Source organism: Asticcacaulis sp. P2_C5 (genome assembly GCF_056404555.1).
Map to the genome: position 1 here is coordinate 217,563 of NZ_JBFUDU010000008.1, position 16,773 is coordinate 234,335.

Sequence of the window (16,773 nt, forward strand, 5' to 3'; positions counted from 1 at the left end):
CAATTGGTACGGAATATGATCTCCTTTTAAGGGGATAGCGTAAATGCATTACGGCACGGAAAATTTGCAGAGCCTGCTGGGCATCGTTGTCATCCTGCTGGCGTGCTGGGGCCTGTCGGAAAACAAGAAAAAGTTTCCGATATGGCTGACGGTTGGGGCCATCGGCGTCCAGGTCCTGCTGATCCTGATGCTGTTTGCCATTCCGAAGTCGCACGTCGTGCTGGAAGGCATCAGCGCCGGCATGGCGGCGCTGGGCGAAGCCACCGGACGTGGCATGCAGTTCGTCTTTGGTTATATGGGCGGCGGTGCGCAGCCCTATGCCGTGACCAACGAAGGCGCTTTGTTCGTCTTTGCGCTGCGCGTCCTGCCCTTGATCCTGGTCATCGCGTCGTTGTCTGCTCTTCTATGGCATATCGGCATCCTGAAGCTGATCATCCGCTTCTTCGGCGTCATTTTCGAAAAGACGATCGGGCTTGGCGGGGCATCGGCCCTGGGCGTGGCGTCGAACATCTTCGTCGGCAATGTCGAAAGCCTGATCATCATCCGCGCCTATCTCGACAAGCTGAGCCGCTCGGAAGTCTTCGTCATGCTGGTCGTCGGCATGGCCAATGTCGCCGGCTCGACCATGGTCGCCTATGTGCTCATCCTGTCTGACGTCCTTCCCAATGCCGGCGGCCATATCCTGGCTGCCGCCATTGTTTCGGCTCCGGCCGGCGTGCTGCTGGCGCGGATCATCGTGCCGGAGCTGCTGGACCGCAAGGCGGAAAAGATCGATTACGACAGCTCGCTGAAATATGACAGCGTGGTCGATGCCGTCTCCAAGGGCACCCAGGACGGCATGATGGTGGCCATGAACATCGCCGCCATCCTGATCGTCATGGTGGCCTTTGTCGCCCTGACCAACATGATCCTCAGCAACTTCTACCATGTTGGCGGTGAGCCGATCACCATCGAACGCATCCTCGGTTATATCTTCACGCCCCTGGCCTGGCTGATCGGCGTGCCGTGGAATGAAGCCAAGACGGCCGGCGGGCTACTCGGTGTCAAGATGGTGCTGACCGAGTTCGTTGCTTTCCTGAAGCTGGCCGCCATTCCGGTGTCGGACATGACGCCGCGCACGCGCATCATCCTGACCTACGCCCTGTGCGGTTTTGCCAATATCGGCTCGGTCGGTATCTCGGCGGCGGGTTTCGGCGCCCTGATGCCGGCGCGACGGCCGGAAATCTTCAGCCTGATCTGGAAAGCCCTGTTCGCCGGCTTCCTGGCGACCTGCTTGTCGGCGGCCGTGGTCGGGGCCTTGCCGAACGCGGTGTATGGCCTATAAGGTTTCTAAAAGAAACTCAGGAGCGCCTCATGAAGTTATACGTCGCCGACTACGCGCCCAATCCGCGGCGCGTGCGCTGGATCATGGCCGAGAAAGGGATCGGCGATATCGCGTTGGTCCAGGTCGATCTTATGGGGCTGGAACATCGCAGCCATGAGGTGGTGGCGCGGTCCGGCGCGGCGGGCTTGCCGGTGTTGGAACTGGACGATGGATCGGTCATCGCCGAATCGGTGGCGATCGGGCGTTATCTTGAAAGCCTGTATCCGGAACCGAACCTGTTTGGCCGTGATGCGCGCGAGATCGCCGAGATCGAGATGTGGACGCGGCGGCTGGAACAGCAACTGGCGACGCCACTGATGCTGGGGACGCGGATGAAGGTGCCCGCCCTGGCGGTGCTTGAGGCGCCTAATCCGGCGGTCGCGGAGCACATGCTGGGCTTTGCCGGCGACTATTGCACGAAGCTGGATGCGCATCTGGCAGGACGGGAGTTTGTCTGCGCCGGACGGCTGACGGTGGCGGACATCATCGCGGTCTGTGCGTTCGACTTTGCCCGAATCGCCCGTTTCCGACCGGCCAAGGATCTGGTGAACCTGGGACGGTGGCTTACTGCCTTGCGCGCGCGGGCTTCGCAACTTGGGATTTAAGAAGGGCGATCCACAGATTACACCGATTACACAGATTTTTTCAGAGCCTTAGCGAGCCCTCGCCGGTGCTGTTAAGCGGCTTTTTGCGATCGCGAAGCGATCCTTAGGGGAAGGTGGTAAGCCGCAAATGCCGGTGATAAGTCTCTGAAAAAATCTGTGTAATCGGTGTAATCTGTGGATTCCAATCCTTGCTTAACCGTCGCCTTGCGGGCGGGACTTCTTGCGGCTGAGTATGCCCGTAAAGCTCATCAGCAGCCGGTCTCCGCAGTGAAGTTCGCCCCGGCCGAAGATCACCGTCTTGCCGGCGCGAGTAATGTCGCCAGTGGCGATAATGATGTCGCCCTCACGGCCCGGTGACAGGAATTGTGCGTCCAGTTGCAGCGTCACGGCGGCGCCTTCGCCAAGATACGGGATGGCGAAGATGAACAGGGACGTGTCGGCAAGGGTCAGCAGACAGCCACCATGGACGCTGCCGCCACCGTTGAGATGGCGTTTTTCCGCCTTGAAGGCCACCTTTACCTTGGCGGGATCGGACGCATCGTAGTAGTAGGCGCCAATCAGGCCGTTAAAGGTGTCGCCGGGCTCGGCCCTCTGCCAGCCGGCGAATTCATCACTGCTCATCCTACGCACTCCGAAAGGCACACCATGTCCCAACTTATAGAAGAGACACTTTTGTCGCTCTTATCGCAGGTGCGTAAAGGCGAGTCCATAAGCCCTAACGATGTTGCCAAGGCCGTCAGCACGGACAACTGGCAACGCGAACTTCCCAAGGTCCGGGCCGTCATCACCAGCCTGGTGCGTCAGGGGCGAATCGAACTGGTTCGCAAGGGTAAGCCGGTCGAGCTGGAAGGCATCAAGGGCATTTATCGCCTGCGCCTGACCGATAATGCGGCTTAGATCCAAAAGTTGAACCGATCTGTACGCCTTCTTTTGGCTTCGCTCTTGCCATTTTATCAATTTACGACATGTATGAGGTCGAGCCGGAACAGGCTTGTAAAGTGAGTCTCTAATCCCTGATGCCGAAGGCCAAAACCAAAGCGCACAAGGCGGATTTCGCGGTTGAAGCCGGGGAAGACGGCACGGCTGTGCTGCGACCGAAAGGCCAGTGGATTGTCACGAGCATCGAAGGGCTCGCTGATCGATTACGTAATGCCCTGAAAGCCTACACGGCCGTGACGGTGGCCAGCGAGAATATCGAGGCCCTGGATACGGCCGGCGCCTATCTGCTGCGGGGTGCGATCGGCGACCGGTTGCACGGCGACATCTTTACCGGCCAGGACAACTACGCCCGACTTTATCGCATCGTTGGCGATCACACGCCGGACATCACCACCTACACGCTGGAAAATCCCGAAAAACCGAAGTTCTGGCTGCATCCCATCTATTTCGGCCTGGTTCAACTGGGCCAGATGACCATGCGCTTCAAGCGCGGGTTTATCGCCCAGTCGATTTTCATGGGCCATATCATCGCCCAGTTGATGGTGTCGCTGGGCCGTCCGACCAAGATCCGCTGGGCCTCGCTGGTCAATATCATGCAGCGCGCCGGCATCGATGCCGTGCCCATCGTGGCCCTGACCAGCTTCTTTATCGGCGCCGTGATCGGCTTTATCGGCGTGTTGCAGCTGCAGCAGTTCGGCGGCGGTATCTTTGCCATCGACATGGTGTGCGTCTTTTCGTTGCGTGAATTCGCCCCGCTGATCACTGCCGTCCTGCTGGCAGGCCGCTCGGCCTCGGCTTTTGCCGCCGAAGTCGGCGCCATGAAGATGAACCAGGAAATCGACGCCATGCGCGTCATGGGGATCGATCCGTACGAAGCCCTGATCGTCCCGCGCCTGATCGCGCTGGTCTTCATGTCGACCTTTATCACCTTCATTGCCACGATTGCCGCCATGTTCGGCGGCATGCTGGCCATCTGGAGCAGCCTGGGCGCCGGGCCGCAGATATTCCTCCAGCGCCTGCACGACTATATTCCGTTCTATAATTTCTTCGTCGGCATCGTCCGTCCGCCATTCTTCGCCGCCACGATCGCCATTGTCGGCTGCTGGCAGGGGATGAATGTCAAGGACGACGTCCTGAGCCTCGGTCGTCAGGTGACGACAGCGGTCGTCCAGTCGATCTTCCTGGTCTTCATGCTCGACGCCATGTTCGCCATTCTGTTCAACGGGTTCACCTTCTGATGAGCCACGACAATGAAAAAACGCCGACTGAAAAGCCCCCGACCGAAGCGCCGGATGCCCATGACCTGGCGGGTGCTGAGCCACCGGAAGGTGGCGATTCGAAGGACGGAAAGCCGCGCCAAAAGCTGAGCCTCAACCATGTCGCCAAACCGCGCAACGGGCAGGGCGACGATCCGATCGTCATCGAAGGGCTGAACAACAGTTTTGGCGACCACGTCATCCATGAGGATCTGGACCTGGTCGTCAAACGCGGCGAGGTCCTGGGTATTGTCGGTGGGTCCGGCTCGGGCAAGACCGTTCTGCTGAACTCGATTTTGGGGCTACAAAAGCCGGTGAGCGGCGAAATCTGGCTGTTCGGCCAGAAGCTGTCCGGCGCCAGGACGGCGGAAGCCCAGGCCATCCGTGCCAAGACCGGCGTGCTGTTCCAGGGCGGGGCGCTATTCTCGACCCTCAGTGTCGCCGAAAACATCATGACGCCGATGCTGGAGTTTACCCGGCTGAGCCCGCGTGAAGCGCGATCGATCGCCCTGCTGAAAATGTCGATGGCTGGCTTGCCGCTCCGCGCGGCCGACCTGATGCCGTCGGAACTGTCGGGCGGTATGATCAAGCGCACGGCGCTGGCCCGCGCCCTGGCGGTCGACGCTGAACTGCTGTTCCTCGATGAGCCGACGGCCGGCCTGGATCCGATCGGGGCCGCGGCCTTCGATCAGTTGATCCGCGACCTGGCCAGCAGTCTCGACCTGACGGTCTTTATGATTACGCACGATCTTGATAGTCTGTATGCCATCTGTGACGAGATCGCCGTTCTGGCGGACCGCCGCGTGGTGCTGAAGGACCGCATAGAGGTGCTGGAAAAATCCGATCACCCCTGGATTCATGAGTATTTTCATGGGCCCAGAGGGCGCGTCAAGTCGTAGAGGGAGACGCTGCATGGAACGTCAGGCGCATTACGCCTTTGTCGGCTTGATCACCTTTATCATGGCGCTGATTCTGCTTGGCTTCGCCTTTTGGTTCATCAAGTTCGACGTCAACCAGGAATTTGGCGTCTATGACGTCGAATTCAATCAACCGGTCGACTGGCTGAACAAGGGCTCCGAAGTCCATTTCAACGGCATCAAGGTCGGCGAAGTGACCAATCTGCGACTGGGCAAGGCCAATACCCATCAGGTGTTTGCCCGCATCAAGCTCGATTCGGAAACACCCATACGTGCCGACTCGGTGGCGACCCTGCAGCCCCAGGGGATTACGGGCCTGCTGTATATGCAGATTTCGCCGGGCTCCGCGGCGTCGCCTCTGTTGCGGCGTAAACCAGGCGGACCGCCGCCTGTCATCCGTTCGGAAGAAAGCGCGCTGTCAAAGCTGTTGCAGGGCTCAGGCTCGGTTGTTGAAAAGACCTATGAGAGCCTTGACCGGGTCAATCGCCTGCTGTCGGACCGCAATATCAAGAGCTTCTCCGACACACTGTCCAATCTGCAGGCCGTGACTGAGGACCTGAAAAGCCGGCAGCAGATGATCGATGATGCCCATGAGGCGATCATCAGCGCCGGACAGGCGGCTGACGCCGTCACCAAACTGGCCAATACGACGGATGGCGTGTTGGGCAGCCAGATGCCGGAAACGCTTGAGAAGATCAACGCGGCGACCGATAAACTGGCTACCGCCGCTGACCATGTCGCGGTCGTCGCCGATTCCCTCAAGGCGCCGATCGACCAGGTCCAGAGCTCGACGCTGCCGGAACTGCAGGAAAGCCTCAACAACCTCAACGAAGCTGCGCAGTCGCTAAAAACCCTCGTTGATTCCGTTCAACAGAGTCCGCAGGAATTGATCGTCAAACCGGTCGCCAAGGAAAGAAAGGTCAACCAATGAGACGCTATGCACACCTGACAAAGGGCGCGGCGGCCTTGGCACTGACTGTGGCTGCTCTCAGCCTTGGCGGCTGCATCAATCTGCTGCCCAAGACCAAGCCCGTGCAACTCTATCGCTTCGGCTACGACCAGGCTTTGCTGGACGCGCCCGCGGCGTCGGCGACCGGCGTGCCGGTGGCCGTGACGCTCGGCACGGTGATCTTCCCGCCGGGCAGCGCCGGCGACGGTATTGTCACCATCGAAGACAATCAGGTCGCCTATGTGTCCGAAGCTCGCTGGTCGGCGCCGGCCCAGGCCCTGTTCTATGCCGCGGTTAGCGAAGGTTTTGCACGGGGCGGTAACAATATTCACCTGGAACCGCGCGGCCCGTCTTCGGCGCCGTACCGGCTCGATGTTGCGGTTCGTCGCTTCGAGACGGTGTACGGCCACAATAAGCCGACCGTTTCTATCGCCCTGGATGCGCGCATCACGCGCGTCAGCGATCGCACTGTGATCAATCAGCGTTTTATCACGGCCGATATCGGAGTGAAGCGCAGCGACATGTCGATGACGGCCGACGCCTATAGCAAGGCCACCAGCCAGGCCGTGGCCGCCCTGATCGGTTTCAGCCAGGAGACCTTGTCGCCGCTGGCGCCGCCTGCAACGCCGATGACGGAATTGCCGAAAGACGGCAAGCAGAAGGTCGAGGGTCTGTAGGCGTGGCTGTGTTCGACCTGGCCGACGGCTATTACGACCTGCCCAACACCAAGCTGGTCAATCTGGTGACCTGCCTGGAGATGCTGGCCCCGCCGAAGCGCACCATGGCGCCGTTTGCCGACGGTCTGGAACTGGAGCGCGTCGATCCGACCGACCTCGACGGCTATCGCGACCTGTTTCGCGCCGTGGGCGGGCCATGGATGTGGACGTCGCGCCTGTTGATGCCGGATGCGCAACTGTCGGCGGTCTTGGCCGACCCAGCCCGCGATTCGTTCCGTTTTCGGACGGACGGAGACATTTCTGGAATACTGGAATTGCATTTCGAAGGTTCGGGTGTTTGCGAATTGGCGTTCTTGGGCCTGGTTCCGGGCGCGGTCGGCAAGGGCCTGGGACGCATGTTGATCGATGAAGCGATACGCCGTGCCTGGGCGCGCGGGATCAGCCGCCTGTGGGTGCATAGCTGCACGTTCGACAGCCCTGAAGCCGTGCCCTTCTATATCCGCTCGGGCTTCGTGCCCTATGCCCGGATGGTGGAGATCCATGACGATCCGCGCCTGCTGGGCAAACTGCCGCTGGATGCCTCGCCCCATATCCCGGTGCTGCGTTAGTTGTCATTCTGCCGCGCCTGAAAGGCGCTTTCATATACATACCATCGATGCCTCATGAGCTGGACTAACGCCGCAACGTTCGTGCTTTTCGTTTTTTCGTGCTTTTCGTGGCCATAAATTCCATCGTCAGTGACATGGAAACTGCGGCAAAGCGATAGAAATCTGTCAGCGCAACTCAGTGAATAAGTAACGTTTTGCGGTGGAATTTTTGGCCACGAAAAGCACGAAAAAACGAAAAGCACGAACAGCCAGATGCTGGGCGTTCCTCTGCGTCTGGCGCAGAACGTTGGTAGTTCATCAGGCCCTTCGGGCTTCAGGTCAGGCGGAAACTGTCAGCGCGACATCGTAGGCGGCTTCGGTCTTGGCGGCGATCTCATCGAGAGTCACGTCGGGCGCCAGTTCGATCAGGGTCAGGCCCGAACCGTCCGGCTTGACCTCGAACACGCCCAGGTTCGAAATGATCAGATTGACCACGCGCGTCCCGGTCAGGGGCAGGGTGCAGGCCTTCAAAATCTTCGACTCGCCATGCTTGTTGGCGTGTTCCATGACGACGACGACGCGCTTGACGCCGGCGACTAGGTCCATGGCGCCGCCCATGCCCTTGACCAGCTTGCCCGGGATCATCCAGTTGGCGATGTCGCCGTTCTCGGCCACTTCCATGGCGCCCAGTATGGTCAGGTTGATATGGCCGCCACGGATCATCGCAAAACTGTCCGACGACGAGAAGTAGCTCGTCTCATCCAGTTCGGTGATGGTCTGTTTGCCGGCATTGATCAGGTCGGCGTCGATCTCGTCCTCGGTCGGGAAGGGGCCCATGCCCAGCATGCCGTTTTCCGACTGCAGGGTAACGGTCATACCTTCGGGGATGTAGTTGGCGACCAGGGTCGGAATACCGATACCCAGATTGACGTAGAAACCGTCCTTAAGCTCTTGAGAAGCGCGCTCGGCGAGTTGATCACGTGTCCAGGGCATGATTACGCCTCTTCCTTGGCGCGGATGGTGCGCTGTTCAATACGTTTTTCGAAGGTGCCCTGCACGATGCGGTCGACATAGATGCCGGGCGTGTGGATGTTATCGGGATCCAGCGCGCCAACCGGGACGATCTCCTCGACCTCGGCAACGCAGATCTTGCCGGCGGTCGCCATCATCGGATTGAAATTACGCGCCGTCTTGCGGAAAACCAGATTGCCGCGGGCATCGCCCTTCCACGCCTTGACGATGCTGAGGTCGGCGATCAGGCCGGTTTCCAGCACATAGTCGCGATCGCCAAAGCGCTTGATCTCCTTGCCCTCGGCGACCACGGTACCGACGCCCGTGGCGGTGTAAAAGCCAGGAATACCGGCGCCGCCGGCGCGTATGCGTTCGGCCAGGGTGCCTTGGGGATTGAATTCCAGTTCCAGTTCGCCGGCCAGGAACTGCCGTTCGAATTCCTTATTCTCGCCGACATAGGAACTGATCATCTTTTTGATCTGACGCGTGGTCAGCAGCTGACCCAGGCCGAAACCGTCGACACCGGCATTGTTGGAGATGACCGTCAGGCCCTTAGCGCCGGAATCACGCAGGGCAGCAATCAGGTTTTCCGGTATGCCGCACAGGCCGAAACCGCCGGACATGACGGTCATGCCGTCGAAGGTCAGGCCCTGCAACGCCGTTGCAGCGTCGGGAAATATCTTGGGAGTGGCTGAGGTCGGCATGATGTCCCTCTTGTAAATTATGCGGTCGTGTAGCGGCTTTGCGACGGCCTGTCATGTGGAATTTTAAACGATCGTTGAAATTCCAATTTGTCGCTTGCGCGGGGAATTAAGCGCATATTTGTGCGCTGCGAAAGCTATTTTTGCAGATAGGGTTTCAAGGAGGCCTCGGCGTCAGCGACGACGGCGTCGTCCAACGCCACGCCCTTGGCAATCAACAGCTTTGCAGCCATAAAATCGGCGGGCCGGCTGACACATTCGGCGGTCTTCAGCCGGTTGTCGCCATCGAGATGAAAGACACTGAAGGCGCCGGTGGCAGAATCACCACGCACGACAGATCGCGTGTCGGGCCGCAACAGCCCGGCGATCTGCAGCTTGTATTCATATTGATCCGACCAGAACCATGGCGTTTCGACCACAGGCGGTTTGTAGCCAGTGATGGCGGCTGCCGCCTGCTTGGCCTGTTCCAGGGCATTGGGCACGCTTTCGAGGCGGAAACGGCCGTCATAGAAGGGCAGGGTGCGCGATGTAACGTCACCGATGGCAAAAATATTCGTTACGGAGGTACGCGCCTCTTCATCGACGACGGTACCATTGGCGCACACCAGGCCTGCGCCCTGCGCCAGATCGTCGGCCGGCAGAGCGCCGATCCCGACCAGCAGCAGATCGAAGGCGTGGGTGCGGCCATCTTCCAGGTGCACGATCTTCTCGTCGCCTTCACCAAGCGACAGCTCGCTGACAAAGGCTTCGGTGACGATGCGTACGCCACGCGCCAGGTGAGTGTCGGTATAGAATTGCGACAGGGCTTGCGATGCGACACGGGCCAGGATGCGGCTTTCCCGCTCGAACAGGGTCACCTCACAGCCGAGATGACGGGCCGAGGCTGCGACCTCCAGGCCGATATAGCCGGCGCCGATCAGGCCGATGCGGTGGCCGGGTTGCAGGGCGGCTTTAAGGCGTTCCGCATCGTCAAGCGTGCGCAGAAGATGGTAGGGAACGGTGTGCGTACCCTGGATATCGAACGGCCGTGCTTTTGAGCCCGTGGCCAGGATCAGGTGATCGAAGGCAATCGTCCGCCCGGAGGTTAATACAAGCGTGTTCTCGCGGGAAATTGCGTTCACACGTTCGTTCAACGTGGTCGCAATCTGTTGATCTGGATAGAAATTTTCGCCGCGCAGATACAAATCGTCGAGCGACGCCGCGCCCTTCAGCCAGGCCTTCGACAAGGGCGGACGCTGATAGGGCAGATAGGGTTCTGAGCCGATCAGGGTAATGGCGCCGGTATAGCCATATTGCCGCAGGAAGCCCGCCGCCGCGCCGCCGGCATGGCCCGCGCCGACGATGACGACACCGCCCACCATCAGACGCCGTCCGGAACGGGGAGGCCGTTTTGCAGGCAAAAGGCCTTAAGCGTGTTGTTGAGCAGGCAGGCAATGGTCATCGGTCCGACGCCCTTGGGCACCGGCGTAATGGCCAGGGCGCGTTCCCTGGCGGTTTCAAAATCGACATCGCCAAACAGCTTTTGCTTGCCGTCGATCACCTCGCGGTTCATGCCGACGTCGATGACATAGGCGCCGTCCTTGATCCAGTCGCCGGGGATGAACTTGCTGCGACCGATGGCAGCGACCAGGACATCGGCACCGAGGCACAGGTCTTTCAGATTTTTCGTCTTGGAATGGGCGATCGTGACGGTGCAATCCTGGGCCAGCAACAGTTGTGCCATCGGCTTGCCGACGATGTTGGAGCGACCGACAATGACGGCATTCTTACCGCTCAAGGTGTCGCCATAGGTCTTTGTCGCGTCCTGCAGCAGCATCAGGCAGCCCAGCGGTGTACACGATACCAGGCCAGGCAGGCCGACGCTCAAGCGGCCGACGCTTTCGACGTGGAAGCCGTCGACATCCTTGTCCGGATTGATGGCGTCTATGACCTTCAGGGACGACATGTGCGACGGCAAGGGCAGTTGTACCAGTATGCCGTTGACCAGCGGGTCGCGATTCAAGCCGTCGATCAGCGACAGCAGTTCCGATTCCGAGGTCGTATCGGGCAGGCGGATGGTGCGCGATTCCATGCCGATGGCCTGGGTCTGTTCGCCCTTGCTTTTGACATAGACCTGGCTGGCCGGGTCCTCGCCGACTATAACGACGACCAGGCAGGGTGTCTTGCCGGACACTTCCTTTAAATTGGAAACGTGGGCCGCCAGCCGTTCGCGCAGGCGGCGAGCATAATCGGCGCCGTCGATGATATTGCCTCGTTCCGACAGGACGCGTTCGCTCGGCGATGGGTTGGTCAGCATGCAGCCTCTTTATCTAGCTTAAAGCGCCGCGAGCAGGCTTTCGACAAGCGGACGCAGGGCTTGACTCAGTGGCGCGGCTTTGCGGGCGTCATACAGGTGAGGCGTGTCCGAATTCAAGTAACAATCCTGCACGATCTCGATTTGCAGCGCCTGGATGCCCTGATCGGGCCGGCCATAGTGGCGGGTGGTATAGCCGCCCTTGAACCGGCCGTCGCGCACATGACTGAACTGTGACTGACCGTTACGCCAGGCATCGACCACGGCGACCAGGTCGGGGTTCAGGGTCAGGCCGCAATTGGTGCCGAAGTTGAGATCGGGCAGGCGGCCTTCGAACAGGCTCGGGATCTCCGGTCGGATGGAATGGGCGTCGATCAGCAGGGCGCGACCGTGACGCGCCACTGCATCGTCGAGAGCCTGGCGCAATCGGTCGTGATAGGGCTGCCACCAGGTGTTACGGCGATACAGGATCTCACCGGCGTGTGGTTCGTGGCCCTCGGGATAAATCGGATGCTGGTCGAAATCGCTGACCGGGCACAGGCCTGTTTCGAATTTTCCGGGATAGAGATTGCCGCCCTCCGGGTCACGGTTCAGGTCGACGACATAGCGCGAATGGGTGGCGAACAATGTGGCTGCACCCAGTTCTGGTGCAAAGTCAAACAGGCGATGGACGTGGAAGTCGGTTTCGCCCACCGCTCGTCCTGTTTCATTCATTGTGGCGGCGATAGCGGCAGGGAGATGAATGCCGACATGCGGCGCGGCGATGACCAGCGGCCCGTCTCCCGCACGGAAGTCGAAGGGCTGGATTTCGTCCGCAGTCGGAGCATTGGCTGGCATGGTTTCAGTTGAGCCCATCGACCTGTCCAGAGTCAAGCGGCAGATTGGGTCGAGCGCGAGATGGCGGCTTTCGACTATAGGCGGCCGGCGCGCACCAATAGCGGCCAGACGACGTCGCGTTGGGTTTCGGGTTCGCCCCATAAACGAAGTAGTCGTTCTTCGAAGGCCGGAATCGGATTTTCACCCTTTGCCTGGATCATGCGTCCGGTTGCCGACCAACTGCGCGGGTAGGCGACATACTGCGCCAGGTTCCAGTGCATGGTGATGGAAAACGGTGGTACCGCGATGGTTTCGAACGGGAAGGGCAGGTCGACATAGCCATTTTCGACATGGACACGTTCGGCCGGCCAATACGGACCGACAATGTCGCTATAGAGATGCAACAGGACGTCATTGACACCGGGCCGGTCGACCTGCGCCATGCCGTAGGTCCAGATGGCAATGACGCCGCCGGGCTTCAGCACGCGCCGGACCTCGGCATAAAAGGCGTCGAGATCGAACCAGTGCAGGGCCTGGGCGACCGTGACCAGATCGACTGACGCGGCAGCAAGGCCAGTGTAGTAGTCGGTGGTACGGTAGGTGATGTTCGGCCGCACCGGCGCCTGGGACAGTTGGTCGGCGCTGATGTCGCTCGCCAGGACCTGGTCGAAATGTTCCGCGAGCGCTACCGAGGCCTGGCCATTGCCGGCGCCGGCGTCCCAGGCGCGTTCATGGCCGGGCGCCTGTTGGGCCAGCCAGGCGAAGAGCTCCGCCGGATAGGTCGGACGGGCGGCGGCATACTGCGTGGCGACGCGTGAGAAGTGGTCGGACATGAGGTTTTTTCTTGGGGGGCTATTTTTGATAGACGCGGACATAGTCGACCTGCATCTGCTGCGGGAAGACGCTGTCATCGATCCCCTGCTGGCCGCCCCAGTTGCCGCCGACCGCGATGTTGAGGATCATATATTCCGGCGTGACGAACGGCCAGGTATCGGTGTTGGTGCCGGCCGGGCGGTCGCGATGATAAAAAGCCTTGCCGTCGATCAGGAAAGTAATGCCGGTCTCGGTCCAGTCGAGCTGGTAGTTGTGAAAAGCCGTGCACTGGTCAGCGACCTCGGTCTTGTCGCCGAAGTGACCATTGTTTTTCACCGAGTCGACCGAATGGGTGGTGCCATAGATGGTCGTCGGCTCGTGACCGACGGCTTCCATGATGTCGATTTCGCCGGTACTGGGCCACGGGCCGGTTCCCAGCAGCCAGATGGCCGGCCATTGGCCCTTGCCGCACGGCAATTTGGCGCGAACGTCAAAGAAGCCGTAGGTCCATTCCGCCTTGCCCTGGGTAACGAGCCGCGCCGAGCTGTAATGTTGGCCGCCGTAATCGGCCAGCATGTTCAAATCGTCCTTACGCGCCTCGATGACCAGATGGCCGTCGACGATGCGGGCGTTTTCGGCGCGGTTTGCGGAATAATACTGGGCTTCGTTATTGTACCAGCCGTCCTTGTTGCGGTTGGTGTCGTAAGACCATTTGGCCGGATCCGGGCCGGTGCCGCTGTCGAACTCGTCCGACCACACCAGATGGTAGCCGGTTGGAGCTTCGGCGCGGACGGCCGTGGCCAGGCAGGCGAGGGCGCACAACGCCGAGACAAGGGTGTACTTCATGACGCATTTCCTCTTTTGATCCATGTTCGCAGGTTTGAAATGGTCAGGCAAGACGCCATAGTTCCAGATGACTGGCCCAATCTTTAAGTCTTGTCATCGTCGCCCGAGTCCCTAGATAGTGCGCTACGAACGCGAAAGGGCTGTGCGGTATGGATTTGAATTTTCTGCTCAGTGTCTTTGTGTTCCTGGTCGCCGGCTGCGTCGTCGTGCCCCTGGCCCAGCGCTTTCGCCTGGGCTCGGTCCTGGGCTACCTGATCGCCGGCGTCATTATCGGACCGTTCATCGTCCACATGGTTGGCGATGCCGGCAAGATCATGGATTTTGCCGAGTTCGGCGTCATCATGATGATGTTCCTGATCGGCATGGAGCTGGAACCGGCCATTCTGTGGCGCTTGCGCCGGTCGATCGTCGGGCTGGGCGGGTTGCAGGTCGTGGTGTCGTCCGTAGCGCTTATGGCGCTCGGTATCGCCCTGGGCTTTCCGTGGCAGGCGTCGCTGGCCGTCGGCATGGCTCTGTCCATGTCCTCGACCGCCCTGGTCATGCAGATGCTGCGCGAAAAGAACCTGACCCATTCCCTGGTTGGTGAAACCTCGTTTGCCGTCCTGCTGTTCCAGGACATGGCGGTCATCCCCATCCTGATCATCATACCCATGCTGGCCGCCGCCGGCACGTCGCTCGAACAGACGCACAGCCTGATCTCCCACTGGCCGGGCTGGCTGCAGCCCATCGCTGTCGTCGCCGTCATCGCCACGGTGATCCTGGCCGGGCGCTTCGGTTCGCGCTATGTCTTCCAGATGATCGCCCGCGCCAATCTGCGCGAAGTCTTTACCGCAACGTCGCTGGCCCTGGTGATCGGCGTTACCGTCCTGATGGAACTGGTTGGCGTGTCGCCAACCTTGGGCGCCTTTATCGCCGGCGTCGTCCTGGCCAATTCCGAATACCGCCGCACGATCGAGACCGATATCGAGCCTTTCAAGGGACTGCTGCTGGGCCTGTTCTTCATCTCGGTCGGCATGGGGATGGATTTTACCATTCTGCAGCACCACGCCCTGGGGCTGATCGCCGCCGTCTTGGCCCTGATGGCGGTCAAGGGCGTGATCCTTTTCGGGCTAGGCGACCGTTTCGGCGTCAAGGGCGCGCAAGGCCTGGGCCTGGCCATCGGTTTGTCGCAGGGAGGCGAGTTCGCCTTCGTCCTGCTCAACCTGATCGGTGGGCAACTGCACATAATCGACGATGAGACTCAGCGCTTCGTCACCCTGATGGTGGCGCTGTCGATCGGTTTGACGCCGATCCTGATCGCCATCTACGGCAAGTTCATCCTGCCGCGTTTCATGAGCCAGTTGCCGGAACGCGACTACGACGCCATCAATGAGCACAACCCGGTCATTATCGCCGGCTTCGGCCGCTTCGGCCAGGTCGTCGGCCGCTTCATGCTGCATCAGGGCGTGCCGGTTACGGTTCTGGAAAAGAACCCGGACCAGGTGGAGCTTCTGCGTAAGTTCGGCTCCAAGGGCTATTTCGGCGACGCCACGCGTCTCGACCTGCTGCGCTCCGCCGGAGCGGAAGAGGCGCGCATGCTGATCGTCGCGGTCGATGACGCCGAAGCCGCCGTCGAGATCGTCAAGCTGAGCAAACAGCACTTCCCGAAGCTGAAGGTGTTTGCGCGCGCGCGCAACCGCCGCCACGCCTTCGAATTGCACCGCGCCGGAGTCGATTACTATCAGCGCGAGACGCTCGACAGTTCGCTGTCCCTGGCGCGCGAAGCTATGGTCGCGCTGGGCTTTACCGCCGCCGAAATGGAAGACAAGGCGCAGAAGTTCCGCGCCCACGATGTTGAATCGCTCAAGAAATCGTTCGAGTTTTTCGAGAGCGAACCCGACCTGATCAACTTCGCCAAGCTGAGCCGCGACGAACTGCAACAGATCATGCAGGGCGACCGGGAGGAAAAATAATCATGCGTATGCTTTTGCTGGCCGGAGCTTTGGCGGCCCTGGCCACATCCGCCCACGGCAAGAACCCGATCGTCCCTGGCTGGTACGCCGACCCGGAAATCGACATCGTTGGGCAGCAATACTGGATCTATCCCACCTGGTCGGCGGACGCCGATACTCCGGGCGCGGCGAAGACTTTTACAGCCGGCCAGACCTGGCACCGGGCCCAGCCCGATATCTGGGCGCCGTTCCTCAAACAGACCTTTCTCGATGCCTTTTCGTCGCCGGACCTGGTGCACTGGACGAAACATGCCCACGTGCTGGATATCAAGGACGTGTCGTGGGCGGCCTATGCGGTCTGGGCGCCGTCCTTTGTCGAGAAAGATGGCCGCTATTATCTGTTCCTCGGCGCCAACGATATCAAGAACGACAGCCAATTGGGCGGGATCGGCGTCGCGGTGTCTGACAAACCGCAAGGGCCGTTCAAGGATGCGCTGGGCCGGCCGTTGATCGGCGGCATCCGCAACGGCGCCCAGCCGATCGACCAGTTCGTCTTCCGCGATGACGACGGCCGCTACTACATGTATTACGGTGGCTGGGGGCACTGTAACGTCGTGCGCCTGAGCGACGATCTGCTCAGCGTCATTCCGTTCGACGATGGCGATACCTATAAGGAAATCACGCCCGACCACTATGTCGAAGGGCCGTTCATGATCAAACGCGGCGGCCACTATTACCTGATGTGGTCGGAAGGCGAATGGACCGGACCGGACTACAGCGTTGCCTATGCCATGAGCGACACGCCATTCGGGCCGTTCAGGCGCATCGGCAAGATCCTGCAACAGGACATGGCCATCGCGCGCGGGGCAGGACACCATTCCGTGGTCAATATTCCGGGCTCCGACGATTGGTACATCGCCTATCATCGCCGTCCGCTGACTGAGACCGACGGCAACCACCGCGAACTGGCGATCGATCATATGTATTTCAACGCCGATGGCACGATCAAACCGGTGGTGATGACCCATGAAGGCGTAGAGGCAAGGCGGTTGCCTGCCGGTTGACGTTT

The 16,773-nt window shown here is 60.4% G+C and carries 18 protein-coding genes; 10 read left to right on the forward strand and 8 right to left on the reverse strand.

Features of this window, described 5'->3' with window-relative positions; translation table 11 throughout:
• The first annotated feature begins 43 nt into the window (after positions 1-43).
• A complete protein-coding gene (locus AC1DXO_RS15750) occupies positions 44-1,324 on the forward strand; it encodes a NupC/NupG family nucleoside CNT transporter (RefSeq protein WP_476979119.1) in 1,281 nt (426 codons plus the stop codon).
• A gap of 29 nt (positions 1,325-1,353) precedes the next feature.
• Positions 1,354-1,968 carry a glutathione S-transferase family protein gene (locus AC1DXO_RS15755; protein WP_476979120.1) on the forward strand — a complete coding sequence of 205 codons (615 nt, stop codon included), beginning with the start codon at positions 1,354-1,356 and terminating at the stop codon, positions 1,966-1,968.
• Positions 1,969-2,160: 192 nt separating this feature from the next.
• On the opposite strand, the gene AC1DXO_RS15760 is transcribed toward AC1DXO_RS15755, so the two are convergent.
• A complete protein-coding gene (locus AC1DXO_RS15760) occupies positions 2,161-2,589 on the reverse strand; it encodes a PaaI family thioesterase (protein ID WP_476979121.1) in 429 nt (142 codons plus the stop codon).
• A 24-nt stretch (positions 2,590-2,613) separates the two neighbouring features.
• On the opposite strand from AC1DXO_RS15760, the gene AC1DXO_RS15765 reads away from it, so the two are divergent.
• The 6 genes from AC1DXO_RS15765 (at position 2,614) to AC1DXO_RS15790 (ending at position 7,314) form a co-directional block, all read left to right on the forward strand.
• Positions 2,614-2,865 (forward strand): DUF3253 domain-containing protein, encoded by a 252-nt coding sequence (locus tag AC1DXO_RS15765; protein ID WP_476979122.1) that lies wholly within the window; start codon positions 2,614-2,616, stop codon positions 2,863-2,865.
• 119 nt (positions 2,866-2,984) lie between these two features.
• Positions 2,985-4,145, forward strand: coding sequence for an MlaE family ABC transporter permease (locus AC1DXO_RS15770; RefSeq protein ID WP_476979123.1), 1,161 nt, complete (start codon positions 2,985-2,987; stop codon positions 4,143-4,145).
• Complete coding sequence (locus AC1DXO_RS15775; protein ID WP_476979124.1) at positions 4,145-5,062, forward strand: ABC transporter ATP-binding protein; 918 nt, start codon at positions 4,145-4,147, stop codon at positions 5,060-5,062. The genes AC1DXO_RS15770 and AC1DXO_RS15775 overlap by 1 nt, the downstream gene beginning before the upstream one ends.
• A gap of 13 nt (positions 5,063-5,075) precedes the next feature.
• Positions 5,076-6,011: an MlaD family protein gene (locus AC1DXO_RS15780; RefSeq protein WP_476979125.1), complete on the forward strand. Its 936-nt coding sequence runs from the start codon at positions 5,076-5,078 to the stop codon at positions 6,009-6,011.
• Positions 6,008-6,706 (forward strand): ABC-type transport auxiliary lipoprotein family protein, encoded by a 699-nt coding sequence (locus tag AC1DXO_RS15785; RefSeq protein WP_476979126.1) that lies wholly within the window; start codon positions 6,008-6,010, stop codon positions 6,704-6,706. Before AC1DXO_RS15780 ends, AC1DXO_RS15785 begins: the two co-directional genes overlap by 4 nt.
• 2 nt (positions 6,707-6,708) lie before the next feature.
• Positions 6,709-7,314, forward strand: coding sequence for a GNAT family N-acetyltransferase (locus AC1DXO_RS15790; protein ID WP_476979127.1), 606 nt, complete (start codon positions 6,709-6,711; stop codon positions 7,312-7,314).
• A 318-nt stretch (positions 7,315-7,632) separates the two neighbouring features.
• Here the strand turns inward: AC1DXO_RS15790 and AC1DXO_RS15795 are convergent, their stop codons facing one another.
• From AC1DXO_RS15795 to AC1DXO_RS15825, 7 genes are all read right to left on the reverse strand, one after another.
• Entirely contained in the window at positions 7,633-8,286 is a 654-nt protein-coding gene (locus AC1DXO_RS15795) for a 3-oxoacid CoA-transferase subunit B (RefSeq protein WP_476979128.1), read from the reverse strand.
• A gap of 2 nt (positions 8,287-8,288) precedes the next feature.
• Positions 8,289-9,008 (reverse strand): CoA transferase subunit A, encoded by a 720-nt coding sequence (locus AC1DXO_RS15800; protein WP_476979129.1) that lies wholly within the window; start codon positions 9,006-9,008, stop codon positions 8,289-8,291.
• Positions 9,009-9,142: 134 nt separating this feature from the next.
• Positions 9,143-10,366, reverse strand: a complete 1,224-nt coding sequence (locus AC1DXO_RS15805) for an NAD(P)/FAD-dependent oxidoreductase (protein WP_476979130.1) — start codon at positions 10,364-10,366, stop codon at positions 9,143-9,145.
• Positions 10,366-11,301, reverse strand: a complete 936-nt coding sequence (locus AC1DXO_RS15810; protein ID WP_476979131.1) for a bifunctional 5,10-methylenetetrahydrofolate dehydrogenase/5,10-methenyltetrahydrofolate cyclohydrolase — start codon at positions 11,299-11,301, stop codon at positions 10,366-10,368. The genes AC1DXO_RS15805 and AC1DXO_RS15810 overlap by 1 nt, the downstream gene beginning before the upstream one ends.
• A gap of 18 nt (positions 11,302-11,319) precedes the next feature.
• Positions 11,320-12,153 carry an N-formylglutamate deformylase gene (gene hutG / locus AC1DXO_RS15815; protein ID WP_476979132.1) on the reverse strand — a complete coding sequence of 278 codons (834 nt, stop codon included), beginning with the start codon at positions 12,151-12,153 and terminating at the stop codon, positions 11,320-11,322.
• A gap of 56 nt (positions 12,154-12,209) precedes the next feature.
• Complete coding sequence (locus tag AC1DXO_RS15820) at positions 12,210-12,947, reverse strand: class I SAM-dependent methyltransferase (RefSeq protein ID WP_476979133.1); 738 nt, start codon at positions 12,945-12,947, stop codon at positions 12,210-12,212.
• Positions 12,948-12,966: 19 nt separating this feature from the next.
• On the reverse strand, positions 12,967-13,773 hold the full coding sequence (locus tag AC1DXO_RS15825; protein ID WP_476979134.1) for a glycoside hydrolase family 16 protein: 807 nt from the start codon (positions 13,771-13,773) through the stop codon (positions 12,967-12,969).
• A 149-nt stretch (positions 13,774-13,922) separates the two neighbouring features.
• Between AC1DXO_RS15825 and AC1DXO_RS15830 the strand changes: the two genes are divergently transcribed.
• The gene (locus AC1DXO_RS15830) at positions 13,923-15,725 is read left to right on the forward strand and encodes a monovalent cation:proton antiporter-2 (CPA2) family protein (RefSeq protein ID WP_476979135.1); all 1,803 of its coding nucleotides are present in this window, start codon (positions 13,923-13,925) and stop codon (positions 15,723-15,725) included.
• Positions 15,726-15,727: 2 nt separating this feature from the next.
• Positions 15,728-16,768, forward strand: coding sequence for a glycoside hydrolase family 43 protein (locus AC1DXO_RS15835; protein WP_476979136.1), 1,041 nt, complete (start codon positions 15,728-15,730; stop codon positions 16,766-16,768).
• Positions 16,769-16,773 lie beyond the last annotated feature (5 nt).

Excerpts from the sequence above, each read along its gene's own strand:
- AC1DXO_RS15750 (WP_476979119.1), top strand. The coding sequence starts at position 44 with ATGCATTACGGCACGGAAAATTTGCAGAGCCTGCTGGGCATCGTTGTC.
- AC1DXO_RS15755 (WP_476979120.1), top strand. The coding sequence starts at position 1,354 with ATGAAGTTATACGTCGCCGACTACGCGCCCAATCCGCGGCGCGTGCGC.
- AC1DXO_RS15760 (WP_476979121.1), bottom strand. The coding sequence starts at position 2,589 with ATGAGCAGTGATGAATTCGCCGGCTGGCAGAGGGCCGAGCCCGGCGAC.
- AC1DXO_RS15765 (WP_476979122.1), top strand. The coding sequence starts at position 2,614 with ATGTCCCAACTTATAGAAGAGACACTTTTGTCGCTCTTATCGCAGGTG.
- AC1DXO_RS15770 (WP_476979123.1), top strand. The coding sequence starts at position 2,985 with ATGCCGAAGGCCAAAACCAAAGCGCACAAGGCGGATTTCGCGGTTGAA.
- AC1DXO_RS15775 (WP_476979124.1), top strand. The coding sequence starts at position 4,145 with ATGAGCCACGACAATGAAAAAACGCCGACTGAAAAGCCCCCGACCGAA.
- AC1DXO_RS15780 (WP_476979125.1), top strand. The coding sequence starts at position 5,076 with ATGGAACGTCAGGCGCATTACGCCTTTGTCGGCTTGATCACCTTTATC.
- AC1DXO_RS15785 (WP_476979126.1), top strand. The coding sequence starts at position 6,008 with ATGAGACGCTATGCACACCTGACAAAGGGCGCGGCGGCCTTGGCACTG.
- AC1DXO_RS15795 (WP_476979128.1), bottom strand. The coding sequence starts at position 8,286 with ATGCCCTGGACACGTGATCAACTCGCCGAGCGCGCTTCTCAAGAGCTT.
- AC1DXO_RS15800 (WP_476979129.1), bottom strand. The coding sequence starts at position 9,008 with ATGCCGACCTCAGCCACTCCCAAGATATTTCCCGACGCTGCAACGGCG.
- AC1DXO_RS15805 (WP_476979130.1), bottom strand. The coding sequence starts at position 10,366 with ATGGTGGGCGGTGTCGTCATCGTCGGCGCGGGCCATGCCGGCGGCGCG.
- AC1DXO_RS15810 (WP_476979131.1), bottom strand. The coding sequence starts at position 11,301 with ATGCTGACCAACCCATCGCCGAGCGAACGCGTCCTGTCGGAACGAGGC.
- hutG (WP_476979132.1), bottom strand. The coding sequence starts at position 12,153 with ATGGGCTCAACTGAAACCATGCCAGCCAATGCTCCGACTGCGGACGAA.
- AC1DXO_RS15820 (WP_476979133.1), bottom strand. The coding sequence starts at position 12,947 with ATGTCCGACCACTTCTCACGCGTCGCCACGCAGTATGCCGCCGCCCGT.
- AC1DXO_RS15825 (WP_476979134.1), bottom strand. The coding sequence starts at position 13,773 with ATGAAGTACACCCTTGTCTCGGCGTTGTGCGCCCTCGCCTGCCTGGCC.
- AC1DXO_RS15830 (WP_476979135.1), top strand. The coding sequence starts at position 13,923 with ATGGATTTGAATTTTCTGCTCAGTGTCTTTGTGTTCCTGGTCGCCGGC.
- AC1DXO_RS15835 (WP_476979136.1), top strand. The coding sequence starts at position 15,728 with ATGCGTATGCTTTTGCTGGCCGGAGCTTTGGCGGCCCTGGCCACATCC.